Here is a 20,213-nt window from a genome sequence, read left to right on the forward strand (position 1 = left end):
CGGCTTCACACCCGCCATGCTCCCCAGAGTATCGTGAGGCCCGGTTGCAAAAGGTCTGCACAACGGTCCTCCGAACCGAGCAAAGGTCTGGGAAACGGGCCTCTGTTTGGTCAGAACCACCTCGGCGGGGGTCCTAGCGTGGAGGTAGCAGCAGTCGTATGAAAGGTTTTCCGGTTCACATGTTCAGGCAGTCGTCGAAGTTGGCCAATGTCCTCTATGACATTCGAGGACCCGTCCTCGAAGAGGCCCAGGCGATGGAAGCCGCCGGGCACACGATTCTCAAGCTCAACATCGGCAACCCTGCCCCCTTCGGATTCGAAGCCCCCGAGGCAATCGTCCAGGACATCGCCGCGAACCTTCCCGTGACGCAGGGGTATTCGGACTCGCGGGGGATCCTGTCGGCCCGCCGTGCCGTCGTCCAGTACTACGAGACCCGCGGCATCCACAATCTCGGCACCGACGAGGTCTACCTCGGCAACGGAGTCAGCGAACTCATCACCTTGAGCCTGCAGGCCCTGTGCAACCCGGATGACGAAATCCTCGTGCCCGGCCCGGACTATCCGCTGTGGACCGCCTCGGTGGCGTTGTCCGGCGGCACCCCGGTCCACTACCGCTGCGCGGAAGAGGACGCCTGGCAGCCGGACCTCGACGACCTCGAATCCCGGATCACCGAACGCACCCGCGGAATCGTCGTCATCAACCCGAACAACCCGACCGGTGCGGTGTACTCGCAGGAGACGCTGCAGAAGATCGCCGACTTCGCCCGCCGCCACGGCCTCATCGTCTTCTCCGACGAGATCTACGAGAAGATCACCTACAACGGCGTCGAACTGGTCAACATGGCCACGCTCACCGGCGACGATGTTCTGTGCCTGACCTTCTCCGGGTTGTCGAAGGCCTACCGGGTCGCAGGCTACCGTTCCGGCTGGCTGGCGATCACCGGACCGCTGGACGAAGCTCACAGCTACCTCGAGGGCATCAAGCTGCTCGCGAATATGCGCATGTGCTCGAACGTTCCGGCCCAGCACGCGATCCAAGCGGCCCTGGGCGGGAAGCAGTCGATCGATGATCTCGTTCTGCCGACGGGCCGCCTCGGCGCGCAGATGCAGGTCGCCCACGAGGGGCTCAACGCGATCGACGGCGTCTCGGCCCACCGGGCCGACGGTGCGCTGTACATGTTCGCGAAGCTCGATGTCGAGAAGTTCGGCATCACCGACGACGAGCAGTTCGCCCTCGATCTGCTGCGCGAACAGAAGATCCTCGTCTCCCACGGCACGGCCTTCAACTGGCCGAAGCCCGACCATTTCCGACTCGTCACCCTGCCGTCGGTCGAAGTGCTCACCGAGGCGATCGAACGCCTCGGCACGTTCCTCTCCGGCTACCGGCAGGTCGCTTCGACGACGTGCGAGCTGCCCGTCGTGCGCGAAACCGAGCACGCAGGAACAGCCGCTGCCGGCTGACGGCGGCGAGCGCTCGGGCGAAACACCCATCCGATGCCGGGTGCGGCGGAGGCACCGAGCCCCTGCGACACTGGTCTCATGACAGAGATCGATGATGAGCCGGGGACCGTGTCCGGCACCGCCGTGGCCGAGATCGTCGGAACTCTCTCCCGCGGGATAGATCTGGACCGCGCTGCCTTGGCCCGCTGTTTTGAGCACCACCCCGACCTCATCGACTCCTTCTCAGATCTCTCGGCGACCATGACCCGGTGGAAGCAGAAAGATCGCGAGCGTTCGGCCCTCCTGGAAAGCGCCTCGGAGCTCATCCGCGTGCGCGACACCGAGAAGCTGCTGCAGAAGCTCGTCGACCGTGCCCGAACACTCATCGGATGCGATATCGCCTACCTCTCGCAGTACTATCCGGAGACCGACGACCTGCGTGTTCAGGCAAGTCGCGGAGCGATCTCGGCGAATCTCAAAGAACTGCGAGTGCCTCCGGGCGTCGGACTGGCGGGACAGGTCGTGCGCGATCGCGCCGCACAGTGGACGTCGAACTACGATCTGACCCGACTGCCTCACGAAAGACGCGTCGACTCCGCGGTGAAGGCCGAGCGCATGGAATCACTCCTCGGAGTGCCGATGGTCGTCGACGGCGAAGTCCTCGGCGCCCTTTTCGCGGCCAACCGCTACCCACATGACTTCACCACCGACGAGATCACCCTGCTGTCGGCTCTCGCAGACCACGCTTCCGTAGTGCTGAAGACAGCGCAGCTGATGGGAGACCTCGCAGAGGCGGCCCAAGCCTCCGCGGAAGCCGAAGAGACGGCAGCCGCGCAGGCCAGCACCCTCCAACGGCTCGTCGAGGTCGAGGAGCAGCTGACGCAGCTCGTCCTACAGGGTCAGGGGGTCCCCGCAGTTCTCGACGCCATCTCCGAACTGCTCGAGGCCGACGTGAGCGTCGTCGACAGCGGACGCCTCGACTCTCCGAACTTTCCCGCAGATGAGTTGCTCTTCGACGGCATCACTGTGGACAATGCCGACGTCCGAACGGCGCTGAGTCACAGCCGGGCGACAGGCCGAAGCGCACAGGTCGCCGGTGCCCAGCACCTATACGTCGCCTCGGTGGCGTCCCACCGCCGACAGCACAGCGCACTCTTCGTGCGTTTCAACGACGAACCGGCGGACGGCGACGCGAACATCGTCGCCCAGGCGGCGCAGACGCTCGCGCTCATCCGAATGAACGAACAAGCCCGGGCTGATGCCGAGAACCGAGTCCGTGGCGAACTCGCAGTCGACATCATTGCCGGCACTCGTGATCTCAGTGAGCTCGAAGCCCGTTCCCGAACCGGCAGCTTCAGCCTCTCCGGGCCCTGGAGACTCATGACGATTCAGGGCGACATCGAAAACGATGACCGCATCGCCGCTCGCCTGGTCCGCGTCGAGCCGCGCATTCTCATGACGCAGCGATCCCCCGGGATCACGGTGCTCCTGCCCAGCGCCGTGATCCGCGACAGGCCCACCCTGGACACCCTGTTCGAAGAGTCGGGCGCCCTCGAAAGTTCGCTGGTGATCATCTCCGACACCGATTACGACAGGAAGCAGCTGCGCACCGCCGAGGACGAAATGTGGTCGTGCATCCGCATCCTCAATTCCCTCGGCATCAGCGAAGGAATCTTTCCCCCGGAGGATTTCGCGCCTTACACCGCAATGTTTGGCACCGCGCCGGAGCAAACGGAGAGATTCATGCACCGGATGCTCGAGCCGCTGCGCCGATGGGACCGAACCCATTCAGCCGAGCTGCTCTCGACTCTGCGGGAGTATTTCGAGTCCGGCATGAGCATCCGTCGAACCGCGACTCAGATGTCAGTGCATGTCAACACCGTCAAGCAACGACTGGAGAGGGCCGATCTCGTGCTCGGTCAGGAGTGGAGGACACCGGAGCGGGCGTTCCGCCTCCAGGTCGCGCTCCGCCTCGAAAAGTTGAAGTCATCCTTCTAAGCCTCTATGTCTGGAACAGCCAAAGGCGAGCGATATTCACATCCGAAAAAGACATGGCAGATTCACGCGTGCATTGTTTGACTGATCTCTGCGGAGGAACTCCGACCGACAGCCTATGTCGGCCAATGACGACCTGACTGGAGATACACGATGGCAGTGAACAGCCGAATTGCCGACTTCCGAAACATGTCGGTCGGTGATCGCAGGAAAGCCGTCGCAGCCTCGACCGGGCTCGACGCCCAACTGTTGAGCCAGCTCGATGCGGATGCCTTCGGTCCCGAAGACGCCGCCAACCTCAGCGAGAACATCTTCGGCGTGTTCTCGCTTCCTCTCGGCGCAGCCACCAACTTCACGATCAACGGCACCGACGTGCTCGTACCCATGGCGACCGAAGAGGCCTCGGTCATCGCCGCCGCCAGCAACGCAGCACGAATGGCACGTCCGCACGGCGGTTTCTGCACAAGCTCGACCGAGCCCGTCATGCAGGCACAGATCCAGCTCATCAACGTGGCGGACCCGCAGGCCGCGCGCACACGTGTCCTCGAACGCCAAGCAGAGATCATCGACCTGGCCAATGCGCAGGACCCCAAGCTCGTCGAGGTCGGTGGCGGAGTCAAGGGCCTCGAGGTCCGCCTCGTCGAAGCGCGGACGACGACGTATGTTCTCGTCCACCTGCTCGTCGATGTCCGAGACGCAATGGGGGCGAACGCGGTCAACACGATGGCTGAGGCAGTCTCCGGAACCGTGGCAGCCATCGCCGGAGGAGACGCACTGCTGCGCATCCTCACCAACAAGGCGGACCGTCGACTGTCTCGGGCTCGGGCCGTCTTCGACAGGGAGCTGCTCGGCGGAGACCAGGTCATCGACAACATCCTCCATGCCTACGAACTCGCCGCAGCCGATCCCTATCGAGCGGCCACTCACAACAAGGGCATCATGAACGGCATCTCCGCGGTGGTCCTCGCCACCGGGAACGATACGCGTGCGGTCGAGGCCGGAGCGCACTCCCATGCGCTCGTCGACGGCCGCTATTCTTCCCTCTCGACGTTTGAGAGGAATGCCGACGGCGACCTCGTCGGCACCCTCGAGATGCCCATGCCGGTCGGTCTCGTCGGGGGCGCCACCAAGGTCCATCCCGCCGCGCGCACAGCACTGCAGATCGCCGAGGTGGCGACCGCACAGGATCTCGCCGAGATGATCGTCGCGGCCGGCTTGGCGCAGAACCTCGCGGCACTGCGAGTTCTCGCCACCGAGGGTGTGCAGCGCGGACACATGTCACTGCATGCGAAGAACCTCGCGGCCTCTGCCGGAGCGAACGCCCAGGAGACCGCGATCATCGTGGACCGCCTGGTCGAAGAGAAGGCATTTCGGTTCGACAGGGTCCAGTCAATCCTCGACGAACTCCGCTCCGGTGTGGCGCGATGACGGTACAGCTTCCACAGCGGTTCGCGGCATCGAATCTGCCGACCGAGGTCAGTGTCTGCGAGGTCAGCGCTCGAGATGGTCTGCAGTCGCAAGCACGCACGCTTCCTGTCTCAACCCGGCTCGAACTGATCCGGCGGCTCTCCGATGCCGGCCTGAAGACCATCGAAGCCGGAAGCTTCGTCTCTCCGCGGGCCGTTCCCCAGATGGCCGACACACGATCGGTGCTCGCAGGCCTCGACCTGAACTCCGAAATCGCGTTCCCCGTCCTCGTCCCGAATCGAAGGGGTCTCGATGATGCCGTTGCAGCGGGAACGAAAGACGCCTCGGTCTTCATCAGCGTCACCGAATCGTTCGCCCAGGCCAACCTCGGCGGTTCCCTCAAACACACCACAGACCGCAGCATCGAGGTGGCACGCGCAGCAACCGCGGCGGGGATGCGGGTGCGGGGCTATCTGTCGATGGTCTTCGGGGACCCCTGGGAAGGCGCGGTCGATCCTGAGCACGTCGCCACGGCTGCGCGTCGCCTCGTCGATGCCGGCTGCCTGACGATCTCGCTCGGCGATACCATCGGAACCGCGACTCCCGGTCATGTGACCGCTGTTCTTGATAGCCTGGTCGGCGCCGGGATTCCGATCGATCGGATCGCCCTGCACACCCACAACACCTATGGCCAGGCGCTTGCGAATGTCTACTCCGCGCTTCAAGCAGGTGTCAGTCAGTTCGACGCATCGGCAGGAGGGATCGGTGGCTGCCCCTTCGCCCGCACAGCGTCCGGAAACCTGGCCACCGAAGATCTCCTCTGGATGCTCCAGGGTCTGGGCATCTCCACCGGCGTCGACATCGACGCCGTGGCGACGGTCAGCCAGTGGCTGGGCAAGCAGCTCGGCATTCCGCTTCCATCCGCAACATCATCGGCCGTCCTCGGCCGGTAGTTCCATCGTTCACGTTCCCGACAGCCGTCGGCCGACAGAAGGCAGGCAATGATGCCGCAATTGCTCGAGGTGTGGAATGACACCGTCGACCCCAGACATCTCATCGGCGGTATCGCCATAGCCGTCGGGACAGCAGTCCCGGCCTACCTCATCGCCGATCATCTCTTCGCCGCCGGAGGCGATGAAGCGCTGGGTCACTCCTATGCTCTACTCGTCGGCATCGTCGGCTGCATCGTCGGGGCCGTGATCTCCGGGTTTCTGTTCAAACCCAAGAGAGTGATCACCACCTCGGCGGCCGACACGCGCAACCGGCAGGAGATCATCGACGAGGTCGTCGAGGAATACGGGGATCTCGGCGACCCCCGCGACCTCGGCCCGGCGGTTCAGGCAGAAGTCCGAGCCCTCGGTCTCTTCGACGCCCTCGTCGACAACCATGAGGCACGCGCCCAAGAGAAGGGTGGGCACCAGTGACCGCGGAACTCATCGAACCAGTCCTGTGGGCCGTCGGGATGGCGCTTCTCTCCGGGGTGCTCTTCACCGGAATCGGACTGATCTCGGGCACGGACGAGACGGCGATCGTGGCACCGCTGGCGTTGCTTGTCATCCTCATCGGGGTGCCTCCTGCCGGGGTGCTCGCGTTCTTCCTCGCCGCGATCATTGCCAAACACATCTCCCACGCCGTACCGACGACTCTCCTCGGAATCCCCGGTGACACCACAGCGGTGCCGATGCTGCGTGAGGCGCAGCTGCTGAGGTCGCTCGGAATCCCGCATATCGCACTGCAGAAGGCGATCTCCGGTGGAGTCGTCTCAGTTGCCATTGCCATTCCGCTGTCGATCGTGTTCGCCCTCGTACTCACTCCTTTCGCCGAGGCGATCGGCGCTGCCGCTCCCTGGATCTTCATCGCCGCGGCCGTCCTCGTCGCCTACACCTCGAAGGGCAGACTCGCTGCGGTTGCGGGGCTCGTCCCGTTCGTCCTGCTCATCGTCGGCCTGCAGGCCTTCATCATGGAGCAGAAGGAAGCGACCTTCACCACTTCGTTCTTCCTCGGCATCGCCACCGGGCCGCTCATCTTCGACCTGTTCGCTGCGCTCTCCCCCGCCGGACGCCACTCGATGCAGCAGTCGGGCAAACGGGAGTTCAATCTTGCTCCCGACGTCCGGCCCGCAGGGGCATCGAGGATGCCGAACCCCTTCAAAGTGCTGACCGGAAAGCAACTGGCGTATACCAGCGGTTCTGCGGCGATCACCAGCGCGACCTTCGTCTTCTCCCCCGTGGCCATGGCGGTGCTCATGGGCGAGATCGTCGGAAGCCGGGTCAAGAACGGGTATGAACGACTCACCACCGTCATCACAGTCCGCAACGGAACCACAGAGTCGACCTATATCGCCGAGACTCTCATCCCGCTCATCGCGATCGGCTTGCCCCTGTCACCGATGGCGGCCGGTCCTGCAGGGCCGCTGTTCAACGCTCCCCCCGTCTACACCCTCGATGCCGAAGCGGGAACGACGAACAATCTCCACGACCTGCTCACGACTGGTCAGTTCGCTCTCTTCTCCGTCATCGCGGCGATCATCGCCGTCGCCATTGCCTACCCCTTCGTGATGACGAACGCTTACCGGGCGGCGACCTGGGTGATGAAGTCGGTCTCCCACGAAGCGATCATCGCCGGCTTCGCCGCGCTCATCTGCGTCATCTGCCTCTATGAAGGCGGACTGCTGGGGCTCGGAGTGACGCTCACCGTCGGACTCGTCGGCGGCCTGTTCAACCGGTTCATCGGCATGCACGCCGGCGTCCAGTTCATGGGCTACTACGTCGCGGTGCTCACGGTGCCCGCGATCCTCGCGCTCTGAACGGGCGGCTCACCGCCACTGCGCCGTGACGGTACGGACGTCGGCGACCACCTCGGCGATGGCAGAATTGTGCGCATCGACGATCGGGTCATGACGAGGGCGCCCCTGCGGCCGCGAGGACCGGGAGACGAGCAGCACGTCACGGCGGCAGTCGCTGAGCGGCATCGGGATGACGGTGATGTCCGGGTCGGCCGACAGCGATGACTCAGGGATCATCGCCACCGCCAGACCGGCCGAGATCATCCGGTTGATGGCCGCATAGTCGTCCATCCGCATCCCCACGCGGGGCTCGAATCCAGCTGCCAGACAGAAGGAGCGGACCACCTCGTCGATGGCGTCACCGGGGTCGATGCTGAACGCCCAGGTCTGGGACACCAGCGCTGTGAGATCGGGTCGGCCATGATCGTCGAGGCCGATCGACCCGATGGTCTTCGGCACGCACAGAAACAGCCGCTCCGAATACAGGTGAGCAGCGGTCAGCGTCGACGGAATCCACGTCCGATCGAGATCGGTCGACACGAGCAGCGCGAGATCAAGGTCCCCGGACTCGAGCCGGGAGACGAGCTTCGCGTGCTCATCCATCGTCACGTCCAGGGCCGCGGTGAGCACGTCGGTCCGCTCGCCCGCGACCGCCTCGTCACGGGTCTGCCATCTGGGGCGAGCCTGCAGCTGATCGTGCAGGCGCGGGATGACGCGTGCACCGACGGTGGGCACGGCCCCGATGCGCACCGGCACAGCCTGGGATTCCCGCCACAGCGCCACCTCGGCGCCGAGGCGCTGGCACAGTCCCAGGATCTCCGCGGCCCGTGCGACGACGAGGCTGCCCACTGTCGTCGGCTGTGATCCGCGCGGAGTGCGATCGAGCAGAGTCGCGCCGAGGGCCCGCTCGAGATTGCGCAGATGATGATTGACCGTCGGCTGGCTCCACGACAGCGCCGTCGCCGCGGCGGCCACGGATCCGGCCTCGGCGACGGCACGCAGGGCGACGAGTCCGCGAGTGTCCAGAGGTTCCATTGCTCTCCTCCATCGAGTTCAATACTGACTATAGAGCAAAGGAGGAAAGTTGCTATTCTCACATACCCGCTCACGTCTTTAACCTGGACGCATGACCGTGCACCAGGACTCCCCCACGCCCCCGGCCCCACACTCCTCCTCGGGGTCGGCGACGCATCCTGCCTTCACGCAGTCCCGCGCACCCTATGCCGACGCTCTGGCGTACGCGGCCGACCGCAATTCGCTGTTCCTGTCCACCCCCGGACACGGCGGCACGACCGAGGGCATCTCCGCAGGTCAGGCCGAATTCTTCGGCGAGCACACCCTCTCCCTGGACATCCCCCCGCTCTTCGACGGAATCGACCTCGGCGTCGATACCCCGAAGGACGAAGCTCTGCGCCTGGCCGCCGAGGCCTGGGGCGCCCGCCGCACCTGGTTCCTCACCAACGGCTCCTCTCAGGGCAACCGCATGGCCGCCCTGGCCGTCGGCACCCTCGGGTCCGGCGTCATCGCCCAGCGCAGCGCGCATTCGAGCTTCATCGACGGCATCGTGCTGGCTGGGCTCAACCCCGGCTTCGTCTACCCCAACGTCGACGAGGTCAACGGCATCGCCCACGGCGTCACCCCCGACGCACTGCGCCGGGCCATCCGCAATCACCCCGAGCCGGTGACCGCCGTCTACCTCGTGACCCCGAGCTACTTCGGCGCCGTCGCCGACGTCGAATCCCTCGCCGAGGTGGCCCACGAAGCAGGTGCGGCACTGATCATCGACGCCGCCTGGGGTGCCCACTTCGGCTTCCACCCTGACCTGCCGGCCTCCCCCGTCACCCAGGGCGCGGACATCGTCATCATGAGCACGCACAAGCTCGCCGGTTCGCTCACTCAGTCCGCGTTGCTTCACCTCGGTGACACCGAGTTCGCCGATCGCCTCGAACCGGCGCTGGCACGCGCGTTCATGATGACCGCCTCGACGAGCGAGAACGCCCACCTCATGGCCTCGATCGACCTGGCCCGCCGCGAACTCATGACCTCGAAAGAGGCGATCACGGATTCGCTGGGGAACATCCGCCATATCCGTGCGCAGATCGAGGCCACCGACCGCTATCACCTGCTGTCCGGCGAGTTCCTCGGTCATGCCGACGTCGTCGATATCGACCCGTTCCGCCTGCCCATCGACATCACCGCCACCGGACTCGATGGCCACACGGTGCGCAAACGTCTGGCCGAGGACTTCGACATCTTCCCCGAGATGTCGACCGCGACCACCCTCGTCGCCCTCATCGGCATCGGAAAGTCCCCGGACATCGGCCGCCTCATCGACGCTTTGGAGACCATGCGCCTCGAGACCGCGGACTCCGCCACGGCAACGAGCCCGGCCGCCGGCCTCCCACCGCTGCCCACGGCCGGTCGATTGGCGATGACCCCGCGTGAGGCGTACTTCGCAGGTTCCGAACTCGTCACCGCCGCCGAGGCGGTCGGACGGGTCAGCGTGAGCTCGCTGGCCGCGTACCCGCCCGGCATCCCCAATGTCCTGCCCGGCGAGGAGATCACCGCCGACACCGTCGACTTCCTCCAAGCCGTGGCGGCGAGCCCGTCCGGGCACGTCCGCGGCGCCGCCGATCCCGGGCTCGAGACCTATCGGGTCGTCAGGAACTGAGCGGCGCGCAATCACCGTCTCGGCAGGCCCAGGCAGTCTTTTGGCACTGTCTACTCTGAACTGCTCACGTTCCTCCCTGTGCAGTTGAGAAGAAGGTGTACCGATTCGCCACAGCGGGCTTCAGCCGTCGGCGTCAGCCGGGACGCGCTTGAAGAAGTAGAGGTTCGACGTGACGAGGTCGGCCACCTCGGCGGCGTCCCCGGACTCGATGAGGTCGACGATCCTCGGCAGCTCGCGAGCGGAATCGACCGCGATGGCCCCGATCTGATCCTGGTGTCGGTAGAGGCGTGACTGATCGCGCAGGCGGAGGCTGATCGCGGCGGCTCGCCCGCCGAGGCCGCGCTCGAGCAGAGCCTCATGGAACCTGCGGTCCTGCGTGTAGAACTCGGCGAAGTCGCCGGCCTCTGCCGCGTCCACGGTCGCCTCGGCGAGTTCGCGCAGTCGGACGATCGCCTCGGATTTGGTCGTTGCCTCGCCGGTCTCGGTCACCGACCCGGCCGTCACCGCCTGCACGCCGTCAGCATTCAGGCCGCGACCGACGATGTCATCGCTGCCGGCCTCGGCCAGACTGCGGGCGGCGGGGACCGCGAGGAGAACGCGGATGGCGATGATCTCCTCGAGGTCCGCCTCGGTGATGGTGACCAGACGGAAGCCGCGATTGGGCACGGCCTCGACGGTCCCCTCGGTCACGAGCGCCATCATCGCCTCGCGCACCGGGCTGAGTGAGATGCCGAGCTGCTTGGCAAGGCCCGCTGCCGAATAGATGCGATCCTCGGCGAGCTCACCTGAGGTGATGGCATCGCGGATGATGCCCAATGCCTGCTCGCGCAGAGATTCGGCCTGCGGTCTCACTCGCTCCATCGCACACTCCCCTTCGAATCGCGGTCGGCAACTATTGACAGCATAACCGCGAGATCGCACCATTGAACTAAGTAGTCGGTAATCGATTACCCACCCGGACTCCGCCACGGAGTCGTACCCACAATGACGTTCCTGCAATGAAGGAGGAACCCATGACCGCCGACCCCGCAACCGGCACACCCGCACCGACCACGTCTGCGGCGGACGCGTCCGCCGATCCGCTGCTTCAGCCCTTCGAGCTCGGCAGCCTCACACTGCGCAACCGCATCGTCTCGACCTCGCATGAGCCCGCGTACACCGAGCTCGGCATGCCGAAAGACCGCTACCGCCTCTATCACCGGGAGAAGGCCCGCGGCGGTGTCGGTCTGACGATGATCGGCGGTTCGGCCATCGTGTCCAAGGACTCCCCCGCCGCGTTCGGCAATATCGACCTGTCCACCGACGAGGTGGTTCCGTGGCTGTCCGCGATCGCTGGCGACTGTCACGACGAGGGTACGGCCATCATGATCCAGGCGACCCACCTGGGCCACAGGTCCTCGAACTTCGCCGGCGACTGGCTGCCGTTGGTCTCGGCCTCTCGGACCCGCGAGGCCGCGCACCGGTCCTTCACGAAGGCGCTCGAGGACTTCGACATGGATCGCATCGTCGCAGACTTCGCATCCGCCGCCGAACGCGTGGCCGCCGCCGGATTCGACGGACTCGAGGTCATGCACGCCGGTCACCTGCTCGATTCCTTCCTCGCCCCGTGGCTCAATGACCGCGACGACGAATTCTCCGGCGAACTGGACAATCTCATCACGTTCCCGATGCGCATCATCGATGCCGTGCGCGCGGTCGTCCCGGATGATTTCGTCCTCGGCATCCGCATGGCCGTCGACGAGCGCCGCGAGGACGGAATGGACGAGGCGAGAGCCACCGAGATCCTGCGGACCTACACCGATCACGGCATCGACTTCCTCAACCTCAATGTCGGGATGATCAACTCGGACCGTCAGCTCGCCGAGGCGATCCCCGGCATGGGCACGCCCTCGGCACCCTGGCTCGAGACGTGCCGTCGCATCCGCGAGGCCATCGACATCCCTGTCCTCCACGCCGCGCGCATCTCCGATGCCGCGACCGCCCGGTTCGCGATCACCGACGGCTGCCTCGACCTGGTCGGGATGACCCGCGCGCAGCTGGCCGACCCGTACTTGGCGCGCAAGGTGGCCGAAGGACGTGAGGACGATATCCGTCCCTGCGTCGGCGCCAACATGTGCCTCGACTCCATCTACACCTCCGGTTCGGCCACCTGCATCCACAATCCCGCTACCGGCCGAGAGGCTGATCTGCCGCAGGAGGTTCCCCACGACGTCACGACCGGGCCCAAGCATGTCGTCATCATCGGCGCCGGTCCCGCCGGACTCGAAGCCGCTCGTGTCGCGGCCGTGCGCGGGCACCGGGTGACCCTGCTCGAGGCTGAGGACGCTCCCGGCGGGCAGGTCCGCATCGCCGCCCGCTCGCAGCGGCGCCGCGACCTCATCGGCATCATCGACTGGCGCGTCCAGCAGTGTAAGAAGCACGGTGTCGACCTGCGCCTGAACACCGTCGCCGAGGCGGCCGACATCCTCGCACTCGACCCCGACGTCGTCATCGTCGCCACCGGAGGGGTTCCCGATGCCGGGTATCCCTTCCGTGAGCAGGGTCCGAGCTTCGACGTCTGGGATGTCATGGACGACCGGCTGAAGTCGAAGCAGCGGGTGCTCGTCTTCGACGACCACGGGTTCTACCCGGCGCTCGACGCCGTCGAACGCCTGGCTCGGGCCGGTCAGCAGGTCACCTACGTCAGTCCCGAACGCACGATCGGCATCGACGTGGGGTCGATGAACTCCCCCGCGTATCTGCGGGTGTTCTCCGAATTCGGAGTCGAGGTCCGCCTCGGCGAGCGTCTGAGCCGGAAGCCGCGGATCGAGGGCAAGGAGATCGTGGCGATGCTGCGCAACGACTATTCGGATCGGGAGACGGAGGTCGTCACCGATGCCGTGGTCGTCGACTTCGGGACGACGCCCAACGATGAGGTCTATTTCGAGCTCAAGTCGCAGTCGTCGAACCACGGGGCCACGGATCTCGAGGCGTGGGTCCACGGACGGCCGCAGCCGGAATCCGGCCCGGATCCCGAGGCCACCGGCACCGAGGCGGGGCACCCGTTCGCGCTGTACCGGATCGGTGATGCCGTCGCCTCCCGCAATGTGCATGCGGCGGTACTGGAAGGGCTGAGAATGGGAATGGGGCTGTGAGCACAGGGGTGACGACGGTCTGCACGAGTGTCGACTTCCACACCGGCGGCGAACCCTTCCGGATCGTCGCCGAACCCCCGGTCGAGATCCCCGGTCGCAGTGTGGCGCAGCGTCGGGAACTGGCCGTACCCGGTTCGCCGGCCGATGATCTGCGCAGGCTGCTGTGCTTCGAACCGCGCGGGCATGCGGACATGTACGGCGGTTTCATCACCGAACCCGATGACGATGAGGCTGACTTCGGGGTCCTGTTCTGGCACAAGGACGGCTTCTCCACGGCCTGCGGCCACGGGACGATGGCGCTCGGCGCGTGGGCAGTGTCAGCCGGGATCGTCGCCGTCGACCCGTCCGGGACCACGCAGGTCACGATCGACGTGCCCTCGGGTCGAGTTCGCGCGCAGGTGCACACGGACTCCGAGGGACGGGCCGCCTGGGTGGACTTCGTCAACGTGCCCAGCCGGCTCGTCGCCTCGGGGATCACAGTGGATACGAGCCTGGGGCCGGTCACTGTCGATCTCGCGTGGGGCGGGGCGGTCTACGCGCTCGTCGACGTCGCTCAGTTGGGTGCCGCCGCCGGTTCCTCTCAGGCCGACGAGGTGGGCCGCCTCGGTGAAGTGAGTTGCGAAGTCGTGCCCGAGAATCTCACCGCGCTCATCGCCTTGGGCCGGGAGGTCAAGGCGGGTCTCGCCGATCATCCCGACACCGTCCACCCCGAGGATGACAGGCTCTCCGGTGTCTACGGCACGGTCTTCGTCGACCGGTTCGGCACGCTGCCCGGCGGCGAACTGCATCAGCGCAATGTCACAGTCTTCGCCGACGGTCAGGTCGACCGCTCGCCGTGCGGGTCGGGAACGGCGGCTCGAGTCGCCGCCCTCCACGCCGCCGGTGAGCTCGGCGCGGAGCAGACACTCGTCCATGAGTCGATCGTCGGCACGACGTTCCGGGCGCGAGTGCTCGAAGAGACCGCCGACGGCGTCATCCCGGTCGTCACCGGCAGCGCCCACCGCGTGGCCACTGCGACGTTCGAGCTCGACCCGCTCGATGACCTCGTGCCCGGGTTCGTACTGCGGTGAGGTTCGGCCCACCGGCAGCCGCTCACCTCTCGACGACGAGGTCGGTCAGCGGGGTCGAGCAGCAGGGCAGGAACTTGCCCGCCGCGATCTCCTTCGGCCGGATGCCTCCGGCGTGCTTCATTTCGACCTCGCCGCTGATGAGCACGGATTTGCAGGTTCCGCACGCGCCTTCCGAGCAGGATGAGGGTACCGACAGGCCGGCATCCAGCGCAGAGTCGAGCACGGTCGTGGACTCATCGCAGTCGACCACGTGCCCGGAGACCGTGAACTCGACGGTATGCCTCGCACCGGTGACTCCGCCGGACCCAGCCCCGGCGGCACGGGCCCTCGCCCCAGCTCGAGCCACACGGTCGGCGGGTGAGGTGGCGAAGACGAACGACTCCTCATGCATTCGCGCCGATGCCACCCCCGCCTCGGCGAGCAGGGGCCGTACCGCCTCCATATACGGACCAGGCCCGCACACGAAGGTTTCGCGGTCGGCCGCGTCGGGGACCACCTCGGCGAGGGTGGACGCATCGATCCGACCCCGCCGACCAGCCCAGGCCTCGGTCTCGGAATCCCGGGAGCACAGAATGGTGACGTTGACTCGAGCGACCTCGGCGAGCTGTTCGAGCTCGGCGCGGAAGATGATGTCTTCCGGCGTCGAGGCACTGTGGACGAAGGCGATGTCGGTGCCGAACCCTCCCTGTCGGGCCAACAGGCTGCGGACCATCGACACAATCGGGGTGATTCCGGAGCCGGCGGACAGGAAGAGGTGCCGTTCGGCCTGATGAAAGCTCGTGCTGAACAGCCCGTACGGCCCGTCCACGTGCAGCCGATCGCCGACGCGCACGTTGTCGTGCAGATGGGTCGACACCGCTCCCCCGGGCACACGCTTGACCGTGATGGTGAAGATGTTCGTGCCGAAGGGCGCCGAGGAGATCGAGTAGCAGCGCTCGAGACCGAGCTCGGGGATGCGCATCGTCACGTACTGACCCGGCGCGAAGTCAACGGCTGTCATCCATCCCGCCCGCAGCTCGAAGGTCATCACGTCGTGGGTCACCTGGGTGATGCCGGTGACCTCGACGGGGCCGGTGAGCAGTTCCGGGTCGAGCGGAGGATCCGCCACGACGGCCAACTGGCCAGTTTGAGCAGGTGGTTCGACCGAGGCGGTCGCGGCCGGATGAGCGGACGGGGCGACCATAGATGTGTGAGCGGCCCAGGCGGCCGGCGGAGTCTGCGCGGGCAGTGTGCGTCCGGTCTTGGTGGGCACACGGAAGGTCCCCTTGCCTGCCGGCGCCTGAGCTGCAGAGTGCCCTGCCGCGGTGGACGTCACTGCCGCCACCGCATCAGTGAGCCTGGATGCCAATGTCGAATGGCGGTACCTCATCGTCGCTCAGCTCCTTCCAACTGCCCATTGCCCAACTGCACGGTCCGCTGCTCTCGATGGGCCTTGAGACGTTCGATGTACCAGGTGACGAAGTCATCGACCTGCGATTCGGTGGGAGCATACGGGCCCGGCACATATGCCGGCGACGAGATTCCCAGGTGCCCGCGTTCGCAGAAGGTCGCGTCCTGTTCGTTCGTCTTGAGCCACACCGTCGTGAGGTTGTCGAGGTCGTAGTCGACTCCTTCTTCCGCATCGGCGTGGACGAGCCAGGTCGTGCGCACCAGCGTCTTGTCTTCGGCCAACGGCAGCAGGCTGAACGTCACCACGTGGTCGCCCATCGCGTGGAACCACATATTCGGCTGCACGTGCAGCGAGGCCCGGCCCAGAACGAAGGTGTCGAGGTTGCCCAATAATTTCGCCGAGGCGGCCGATCCGTCCATCGTGTACGACTCGCCCTTCCCGTCGAGAGCTGCCCGTTCGATCCGGAATCCGGTGGGCCGACCGCTCAGCTCCTCGACGAGTCCGTAGGGCAGGCCGTTGCGGTCGCAGTCGGCATGCAGCTGGTCCTCGGCGTCGAGGTAGCGCTGGTACGCCGGCTGCAGGCGTTTGGGAATCTCGTCGGGTTCGTAGCCGTAGGTAGGGAAGAACGTGCACGTCAGCTCCGGGTGGCCGGCTTCGCAGTGGTAGCACTCACGGTTGTTCTCCATGACGAGCTTCCAGTTCGAGTCCTCGATGAGGTCACTCTGCGCAGCCACCTTCGTCCCGGCAATGTCATGCCCGGTCAGGTAGGGCTCGATGACCTCGGCCACCTCATCGATATCGTCGGGCGGAGTCGGGCTGAGACAGATGAAGATGAGCCCGCCGATGACGCGGAGGTTCACCGAACGCAGGGAGAAGCAGCTCCGGTCGAAGCCGGGAGCTTGAACGCCTGCAGAGATGAGCTCTCCGGCAGGGGTGTAGGTCCACTGGTGATAGCCGCACACGATGTTGCCCACCGAGCCGGACAGATCATTGAGCAGCCGAGTCCCCCGGTGACGGCAGACATTGTGGTGCGCCCGGATCGCACCGTCGTCATCGCGGATGACGATGACGGAGTAGGCGCCGATGTCGACCGTGAGGTAGTCACCGGGCTCGGGCACTTCGGCAGCAGAGGCGACGAAGATCCACGTCGAGGCGAAGATCGCCTCGATATCGCGGAAGAAGAACTCCGGGCTGATGTAGAACGGCGCCGCGAGCGAATAGCCGGGCACACGTTCGTCGATGAGTCGGTCGATATCGGTCCTGCCGTGCCCGCCCGATCTGGCAGCCGCACCCGACCCAGCGGGTCCGCTCGTGCTGGAATCGGTCCGCTTCTGCTCTGGCGCCAGAGTCAATTCGTCCACCACCTCGTCGTGTCTCGGCCGCGCCTGCTGTCGGCCCCTTCGCCGACCGCGACCGTGGAGTTCGTGCTCCTGCCCCCAGTGTCCGCCAGGGGTTTGCTGAAGAAAAGCGAATCCTCTTCATCCGAAACGTGCAATACTATTGCATGATCGATCCGCGTCTCCACGTCCTTCGGGTCCTTGCCGAAGTCGGAACTCTCACCGAGGCGGCACACCGCCTCGGATACACCCCTTCGGCTGTATCGCACCAGCTCAGAGGCTTATCAAAGGATCTCGGCGTGCGTGTCGTCGAACCGCGCGGTCGCGGACTCGTCCTCACTCGCGCCGGTCAGCTCCTCCTCGAACGCTCTCAGGAGCTCTTCACCAGGTGGGAGGAGATCCGAGGCGAGCTCGACGGCCTCGGCACCAGCCGAGATACGCGCACCAGACGGCTGCGTCTGTGCGGATTCTCCACTGCCGCAGCCGCTCTGCTGCCACCGACGGCCCTGACGGTGATGGAGCGGTTCCCGGGCTCGGAAGTCACGATCATCGAAGCCGACCCCGAGGAGTGCTTCGACCTTCTCATCTCCGACCATGCCGATGTCGCCGTGGTCGTGGCCACCGACCCGCTGCCGCCGCGCAGCGATCCTCGTTTCGAACAGTCGGCGCTGTTCAGCGATCGCCTCGATCTGCTGGTTCCCGTCGGACACCGTCTGGCAGAGAAGTCAGATGTGGCGTTGAGCGAAGCCGCCGAAGAGTCCTGGATCCTCGACCGGGCGGGTTCGCCGTATCACCGTCTGGTGCGCACGGCGTGCGCGGCGGCCGGCTTCCAGCCGGAACAGGCACACCAGTCACGCGAGTGGGAGACGGGGGCATCGTTGGTCTCCGCGGGACTCGGAGTTGCGCTCATTCCTCGCCTGGCACGCCTGCCGGACGGCTTCGATGTGGTGCGTGTGCCGCTGCGTGGTGATCCGGTGCCGTCGCGGAAGATCCTCTCGGGTATCCGCCGCGGTTCGGGCGCTCAGCCGATCATCGCCTCGGCATTGGAGGTCCTCCGGGAGTCTGCTGAAACGGCGGCCCGCCAGGGGACCTGACCATCCGGACCTGCGGTCGCATTCGGCGCCGCTTCCTCGCGACGACGGTTGTGAGGACGATCCCGGCGATCAAAACCAGAACGGAGATGACGGCCACAGCGAATCCGGTGGTGTAGAAACCGGAGGCGAAATCATCGAAGGCGTCGACGTTGCCACCGCCTCCGAGGAGGAACAGGAACATCGGGATGACGAGGATGCACAGCCCCACCCCGAGGCCGAGAACTCCGGCGATGATGAGGAGGATTCCCGGCACCACGGACGGTTTTTTCGCAGGCACGCCTCCCGGCGGGAACCCACCGGGCTGGATCATCTGCGGGTGATACGTCATTCGGGTCTCCTTCCTCTCCCCCGATCCTATCGGGGTCTCGAAACCGCGCCATGACCTGCGCGTAGAGTTGAAGCACACACTTCGAAAGACGGGCACCACGATGGACGATATGACCGCCGATGATCGGTCCAACCAGGTCGACAACGAAACTCAGACTTCCGCACCCGAGGACACGGCCGCCTCGGCGCGAGGTGGGACGCTCAAACGGACGATCGGCCTGAGCGAGCTCGTCTTCTTCGGACTCGTCTTCATCGGTCCCGCGGCCGCGGTCGGCGTGTTCGGCACCCTCGATGCCCGCTCGGGCGGGGCCGTGGCACTCGTCTACATCGTCGCGACGATCGTCATGGCCTTCACCGCAGTCAGCTATATGCGCATGTCACGGGAGGTCCCCCGCGCGGGCACGGTCTTCGCCTATGCCTCGGCGGGAATCGGAAAACCGGCCGGCTTCGTCGCCGGCTGGATGATCCTCCTCGACTATCTCTTCATCCCCTCGGTCGCCTATCTGTTCACCGGGATCGCGCTGAACTCGATCTTCCCGGCCCTGCCCGTCTGGGTGTTCGTGGCCGTCGCCGTCGTGCTGACCACCGGGCTCAACCTCGCCGGGGTCAAGGTCGCCTCCCGGGTGATCACCGGGGTCGTCCTCGCCGAGGTGGCCGTCCTCGCCCTGGTCCTCGTCCTCGGCATCGCCTACCTCGTCCAGCACGGCCCGACGCGGGGATGGCTGACCCCGCTGACCGGGGTCGATGCGTTCTCCGTGACCGCGGTGCTCGCGGCCGTGTCCGTGGCCGTCCTGTCGTATCTCGGCTTCGATTCGCTTGCGACGTTCTCCGAGGAGGCCACGGGCGGGCCGCGGATCGTCGGCCGTGCCACGCTGATCTGCCTCGTGCTCGCAGGTGTCTTCTTCGTCGCGCAGACCTGGGTGGGCAGTCTGCTCTCACCGTTGACTCCGGCGGAGCTGCAGGCAGATCCTTCGCTCGAGGGAGCCGCCTACTACAGTGCCGTCGATTCGACGCTGGGATCGTGGCTGCATTGGCTGCTCGCCCTGGCGAAGGCCGTGGGCGCAGCGTTCTCCGCGATGATCGGTCAGGCTGCCGGCTCCCGCATCCTCATGGACATGGGACGGTCCCGTCAGGTGCCGAAATTCCTCGCCGAGGTGGCCCCGAAGACCGGTGTGCCGTGGAAGGGAATCCTCGTGGCCGCCGGCGGCAACGTCATCGTGGCCGGGTGGGCGGCGACCCGTGCCGACGGTCTCGACCAGCTGACCTCGATCGTCAACGTCGGGGCGCTGACGGCGTTCATCTTCCTTCAGGCCTCGGTGGTCGGATACTTCCTCGTGAAGAAGCAGGGCAGCGAGACTCCCAACTGGTTCAACCACGGCGTCATTCCGGTCATCGGCGCCGGACTGCTCATCGCAGTGCTCGTCAGCGCAAATCCTCTGGCCTTGGTCATCGGCGCGATCTGGCTCGTCACCGGCATTGCGGTGTTCGCGGTGAACAACCGGCGGCGAATCCACGGATGAGCCGCTCAGGTGGCCCTTCGTCTATCCATCCAGGCATGAGAATG

At 65.9% G+C, this 20,213-nt stretch carries 16 protein-coding genes; 11 read left to right on the top strand and 5 right to left on the bottom strand.

The window, feature by feature from the left end; all coding sequences use genetic code 11:
* Positions 1-179: 179 nt before the first annotated feature.
* The 6 genes from ACTIIH_RS08405 to ACTIIH_RS08430 all read left to right on the top strand — a co-directional run bounded on the left by ACTIIH_RS08405 (position 180) and on the right by ACTIIH_RS08430 (position 7,647).
* Positions 180-1,460, top strand: coding sequence for a pyridoxal phosphate-dependent aminotransferase (locus ACTIIH_RS08405; protein WP_441451405.1), 1,281 nt, complete (start codon positions 180-182; stop codon positions 1,458-1,460).
* A gap of 78 nt (positions 1,461-1,538) precedes the next feature.
* On the top strand, positions 1,539-3,437 hold the full coding sequence (locus tag ACTIIH_RS08410; RefSeq protein WP_441451406.1) for a helix-turn-helix domain-containing protein: 1,899 nt from the start codon (positions 1,539-1,541) through the stop codon (positions 3,435-3,437).
* A gap of 150 nt (positions 3,438-3,587) precedes the next feature.
* Positions 3,588-4,862: a hydroxymethylglutaryl-CoA reductase, degradative gene (locus ACTIIH_RS08415; RefSeq protein WP_441451407.1), complete on the top strand. Its 1,275-nt coding sequence runs from the start codon at positions 3,588-3,590 to the stop codon at positions 4,860-4,862.
* Entirely contained in the window at positions 4,859-5,794 is a 936-nt protein-coding gene (locus tag ACTIIH_RS08420; RefSeq protein ID WP_101594017.1) for a hydroxymethylglutaryl-CoA lyase, read from the top strand. The genes ACTIIH_RS08415 and ACTIIH_RS08420 overlap by 4 nt, the downstream gene beginning before the upstream one ends.
* Before the next feature lie 48 nt (positions 5,795-5,842).
* Complete coding sequence (locus ACTIIH_RS08425; RefSeq protein WP_145997949.1) at positions 5,843-6,265, top strand: CTL/SLC44 family protein; 423 nt, start codon at positions 5,843-5,845, stop codon at positions 6,263-6,265.
* Entirely contained in the window at positions 6,262-7,647 is a 1,386-nt protein-coding gene (locus ACTIIH_RS08430; protein ID WP_441451408.1) for a tripartite tricarboxylate transporter permease, read from the top strand. Before ACTIIH_RS08425 ends, ACTIIH_RS08430 begins: the two co-directional genes overlap by 4 nt.
* A 9-nt stretch (positions 7,648-7,656) precedes the next feature.
* Here the strand turns inward: ACTIIH_RS08430 and ACTIIH_RS08435 are convergent, their stop codons facing one another.
* Positions 7,657-8,661 carry a LysR family transcriptional regulator gene (locus ACTIIH_RS08435; protein ID WP_441451409.1) on the bottom strand — a complete coding sequence of 335 codons (1,005 nt, stop codon included), beginning with the start codon at positions 8,659-8,661 and terminating at the stop codon, positions 7,657-7,659.
* Between the two features lie 91 nt (positions 8,662-8,752).
* Between ACTIIH_RS08435 and ACTIIH_RS08440 the strand changes: the two genes are divergently transcribed.
* Positions 8,753-10,297 carry an aminotransferase class I/II-fold pyridoxal phosphate-dependent enzyme gene (locus tag ACTIIH_RS08440; RefSeq protein ID WP_441451410.1) on the top strand — a complete coding sequence of 515 codons (1,545 nt, stop codon included), beginning with the start codon at positions 8,753-8,755 and terminating at the stop codon, positions 10,295-10,297.
* 120 nt (positions 10,298-10,417) lie between these two features.
* Here ACTIIH_RS08440 and ACTIIH_RS08445 read toward each other — a convergent pair whose 3' ends face one another.
* Complete coding sequence (locus ACTIIH_RS08445; RefSeq protein ID WP_441451411.1) at positions 10,418-11,158, bottom strand: GntR family transcriptional regulator; 741 nt, start codon at positions 11,156-11,158, stop codon at positions 10,418-10,420.
* A 152-nt stretch (positions 11,159-11,310) separates the two neighbouring features.
* On the opposite strand from ACTIIH_RS08445, the gene ACTIIH_RS08450 reads away from it, so the two are divergent.
* Both ACTIIH_RS08450 and ACTIIH_RS08455 read left to right on the top strand, forming a co-directional pair.
* Positions 11,311-13,431, top strand: a complete 2,121-nt coding sequence (locus ACTIIH_RS08450) for an oxidoreductase (RefSeq protein ID WP_441451412.1) — start codon at positions 11,311-11,313, stop codon at positions 13,429-13,431.
* Entirely contained in the window at positions 13,428-14,501 is a 1,074-nt protein-coding gene (locus ACTIIH_RS08455; protein ID WP_441451413.1) for a proline racemase family protein, read from the top strand. The genes ACTIIH_RS08450 and ACTIIH_RS08455 overlap by 4 nt, the downstream gene beginning before the upstream one ends.
* Positions 14,502-14,523: 22 nt before the next feature.
* Here ACTIIH_RS08455 and ACTIIH_RS08460 read toward each other — a convergent pair whose 3' ends face one another.
* Positions 14,524-15,753, bottom strand: a complete 1,230-nt coding sequence (locus ACTIIH_RS08460) for an FAD-binding oxidoreductase (protein ID WP_441451414.1) — start codon at positions 15,751-15,753, stop codon at positions 14,524-14,526.
* Positions 15,754-15,866: 113 nt separating this feature from the next.
* Positions 15,867-17,255, bottom strand: a complete 1,389-nt coding sequence (locus ACTIIH_RS08465; RefSeq protein WP_441451415.1) for an aromatic ring-hydroxylating oxygenase subunit alpha — start codon at positions 17,253-17,255, stop codon at positions 15,867-15,869.
* A gap of 140 nt (positions 17,256-17,395) precedes the next feature.
* Between ACTIIH_RS08465 and ACTIIH_RS08470 the strand changes: the two genes are divergently transcribed.
* Positions 17,396-18,322 (top strand): LysR family transcriptional regulator, encoded by a 927-nt coding sequence (locus tag ACTIIH_RS08470; protein WP_441451416.1) that lies wholly within the window; start codon positions 17,396-17,398, stop codon positions 18,320-18,322.
* On the opposite strand, the gene ACTIIH_RS08475 is transcribed toward ACTIIH_RS08470, so the two are convergent.
* Positions 18,258-18,650: a hypothetical protein gene (locus ACTIIH_RS08475; RefSeq protein WP_441451417.1), complete on the bottom strand. Its 393-nt coding sequence runs from the start codon at positions 18,648-18,650 to the stop codon at positions 18,258-18,260. The genes ACTIIH_RS08470 and ACTIIH_RS08475 overlap by 65 nt on opposite strands.
* Positions 18,651-18,759: 109 nt before the next feature.
* Between ACTIIH_RS08475 and ACTIIH_RS08480 the strand changes: the two genes are divergently transcribed.
* Positions 18,760-20,169, top strand: coding sequence for an APC family permease (locus tag ACTIIH_RS08480; protein ID WP_441451418.1), 1,410 nt, complete (start codon positions 18,760-18,762; stop codon positions 20,167-20,169).
* Positions 20,170-20,213 lie beyond the last annotated feature (44 nt).

The sequence above is a fragment of the Brevibacterium sp. genome, assembly GCF_052105255.1.
Lineage (GTDB): Bacteria > Actinomycetota > Actinomycetes > Actinomycetales > Brevibacteriaceae > Brevibacterium > Brevibacterium linens_B.

Excerpts from the sequence above, each read along its gene's own strand:
- ACTIIH_RS08405 (WP_441451405.1), top strand. The coding sequence starts at position 180 with ATGTTCAGGCAGTCGTCGAAGTTGGCCAATGTCCTCTATGACATTCGA.
- ACTIIH_RS08410 (WP_441451406.1), top strand. The coding sequence starts at position 1,539 with ATGACAGAGATCGATGATGAGCCGGGGACCGTGTCCGGCACCGCCGTG.
- ACTIIH_RS08415 (WP_441451407.1), top strand. The coding sequence starts at position 3,588 with ATGGCAGTGAACAGCCGAATTGCCGACTTCCGAAACATGTCGGTCGGT.
- ACTIIH_RS08420 (WP_101594017.1), top strand. The coding sequence starts at position 4,859 with ATGACGGTACAGCTTCCACAGCGGTTCGCGGCATCGAATCTGCCGACC.
- ACTIIH_RS08425 (WP_145997949.1), top strand. The coding sequence starts at position 5,843 with ATGATGCCGCAATTGCTCGAGGTGTGGAATGACACCGTCGACCCCAGA.
- ACTIIH_RS08435 (WP_441451409.1), bottom strand. The coding sequence starts at position 8,661 with ATGGAACCTCTGGACACTCGCGGACTCGTCGCCCTGCGTGCCGTCGCC.
- ACTIIH_RS08440 (WP_441451410.1), top strand. The coding sequence starts at position 8,753 with ATGACCGTGCACCAGGACTCCCCCACGCCCCCGGCCCCACACTCCTCC.
- ACTIIH_RS08445 (WP_441451411.1), bottom strand. The coding sequence starts at position 11,158 with ATGGAGCGAGTGAGACCGCAGGCCGAATCTCTGCGCGAGCAGGCATTG.
- ACTIIH_RS08450 (WP_441451412.1), top strand. The coding sequence starts at position 11,311 with ATGACCGCCGACCCCGCAACCGGCACACCCGCACCGACCACGTCTGCG.
- ACTIIH_RS08470 (WP_441451416.1), top strand. The coding sequence starts at position 17,396 with ATGATCGATCCGCGTCTCCACGTCCTTCGGGTCCTTGCCGAAGTCGGA.
- ACTIIH_RS08475 (WP_441451417.1), bottom strand. The coding sequence starts at position 18,650 with ATGACGTATCACCCGCAGATGATCCAGCCCGGTGGGTTCCCGCCGGGA.
- ACTIIH_RS08480 (WP_441451418.1), top strand. The coding sequence starts at position 18,760 with ATGACCGCCGATGATCGGTCCAACCAGGTCGACAACGAAACTCAGACT.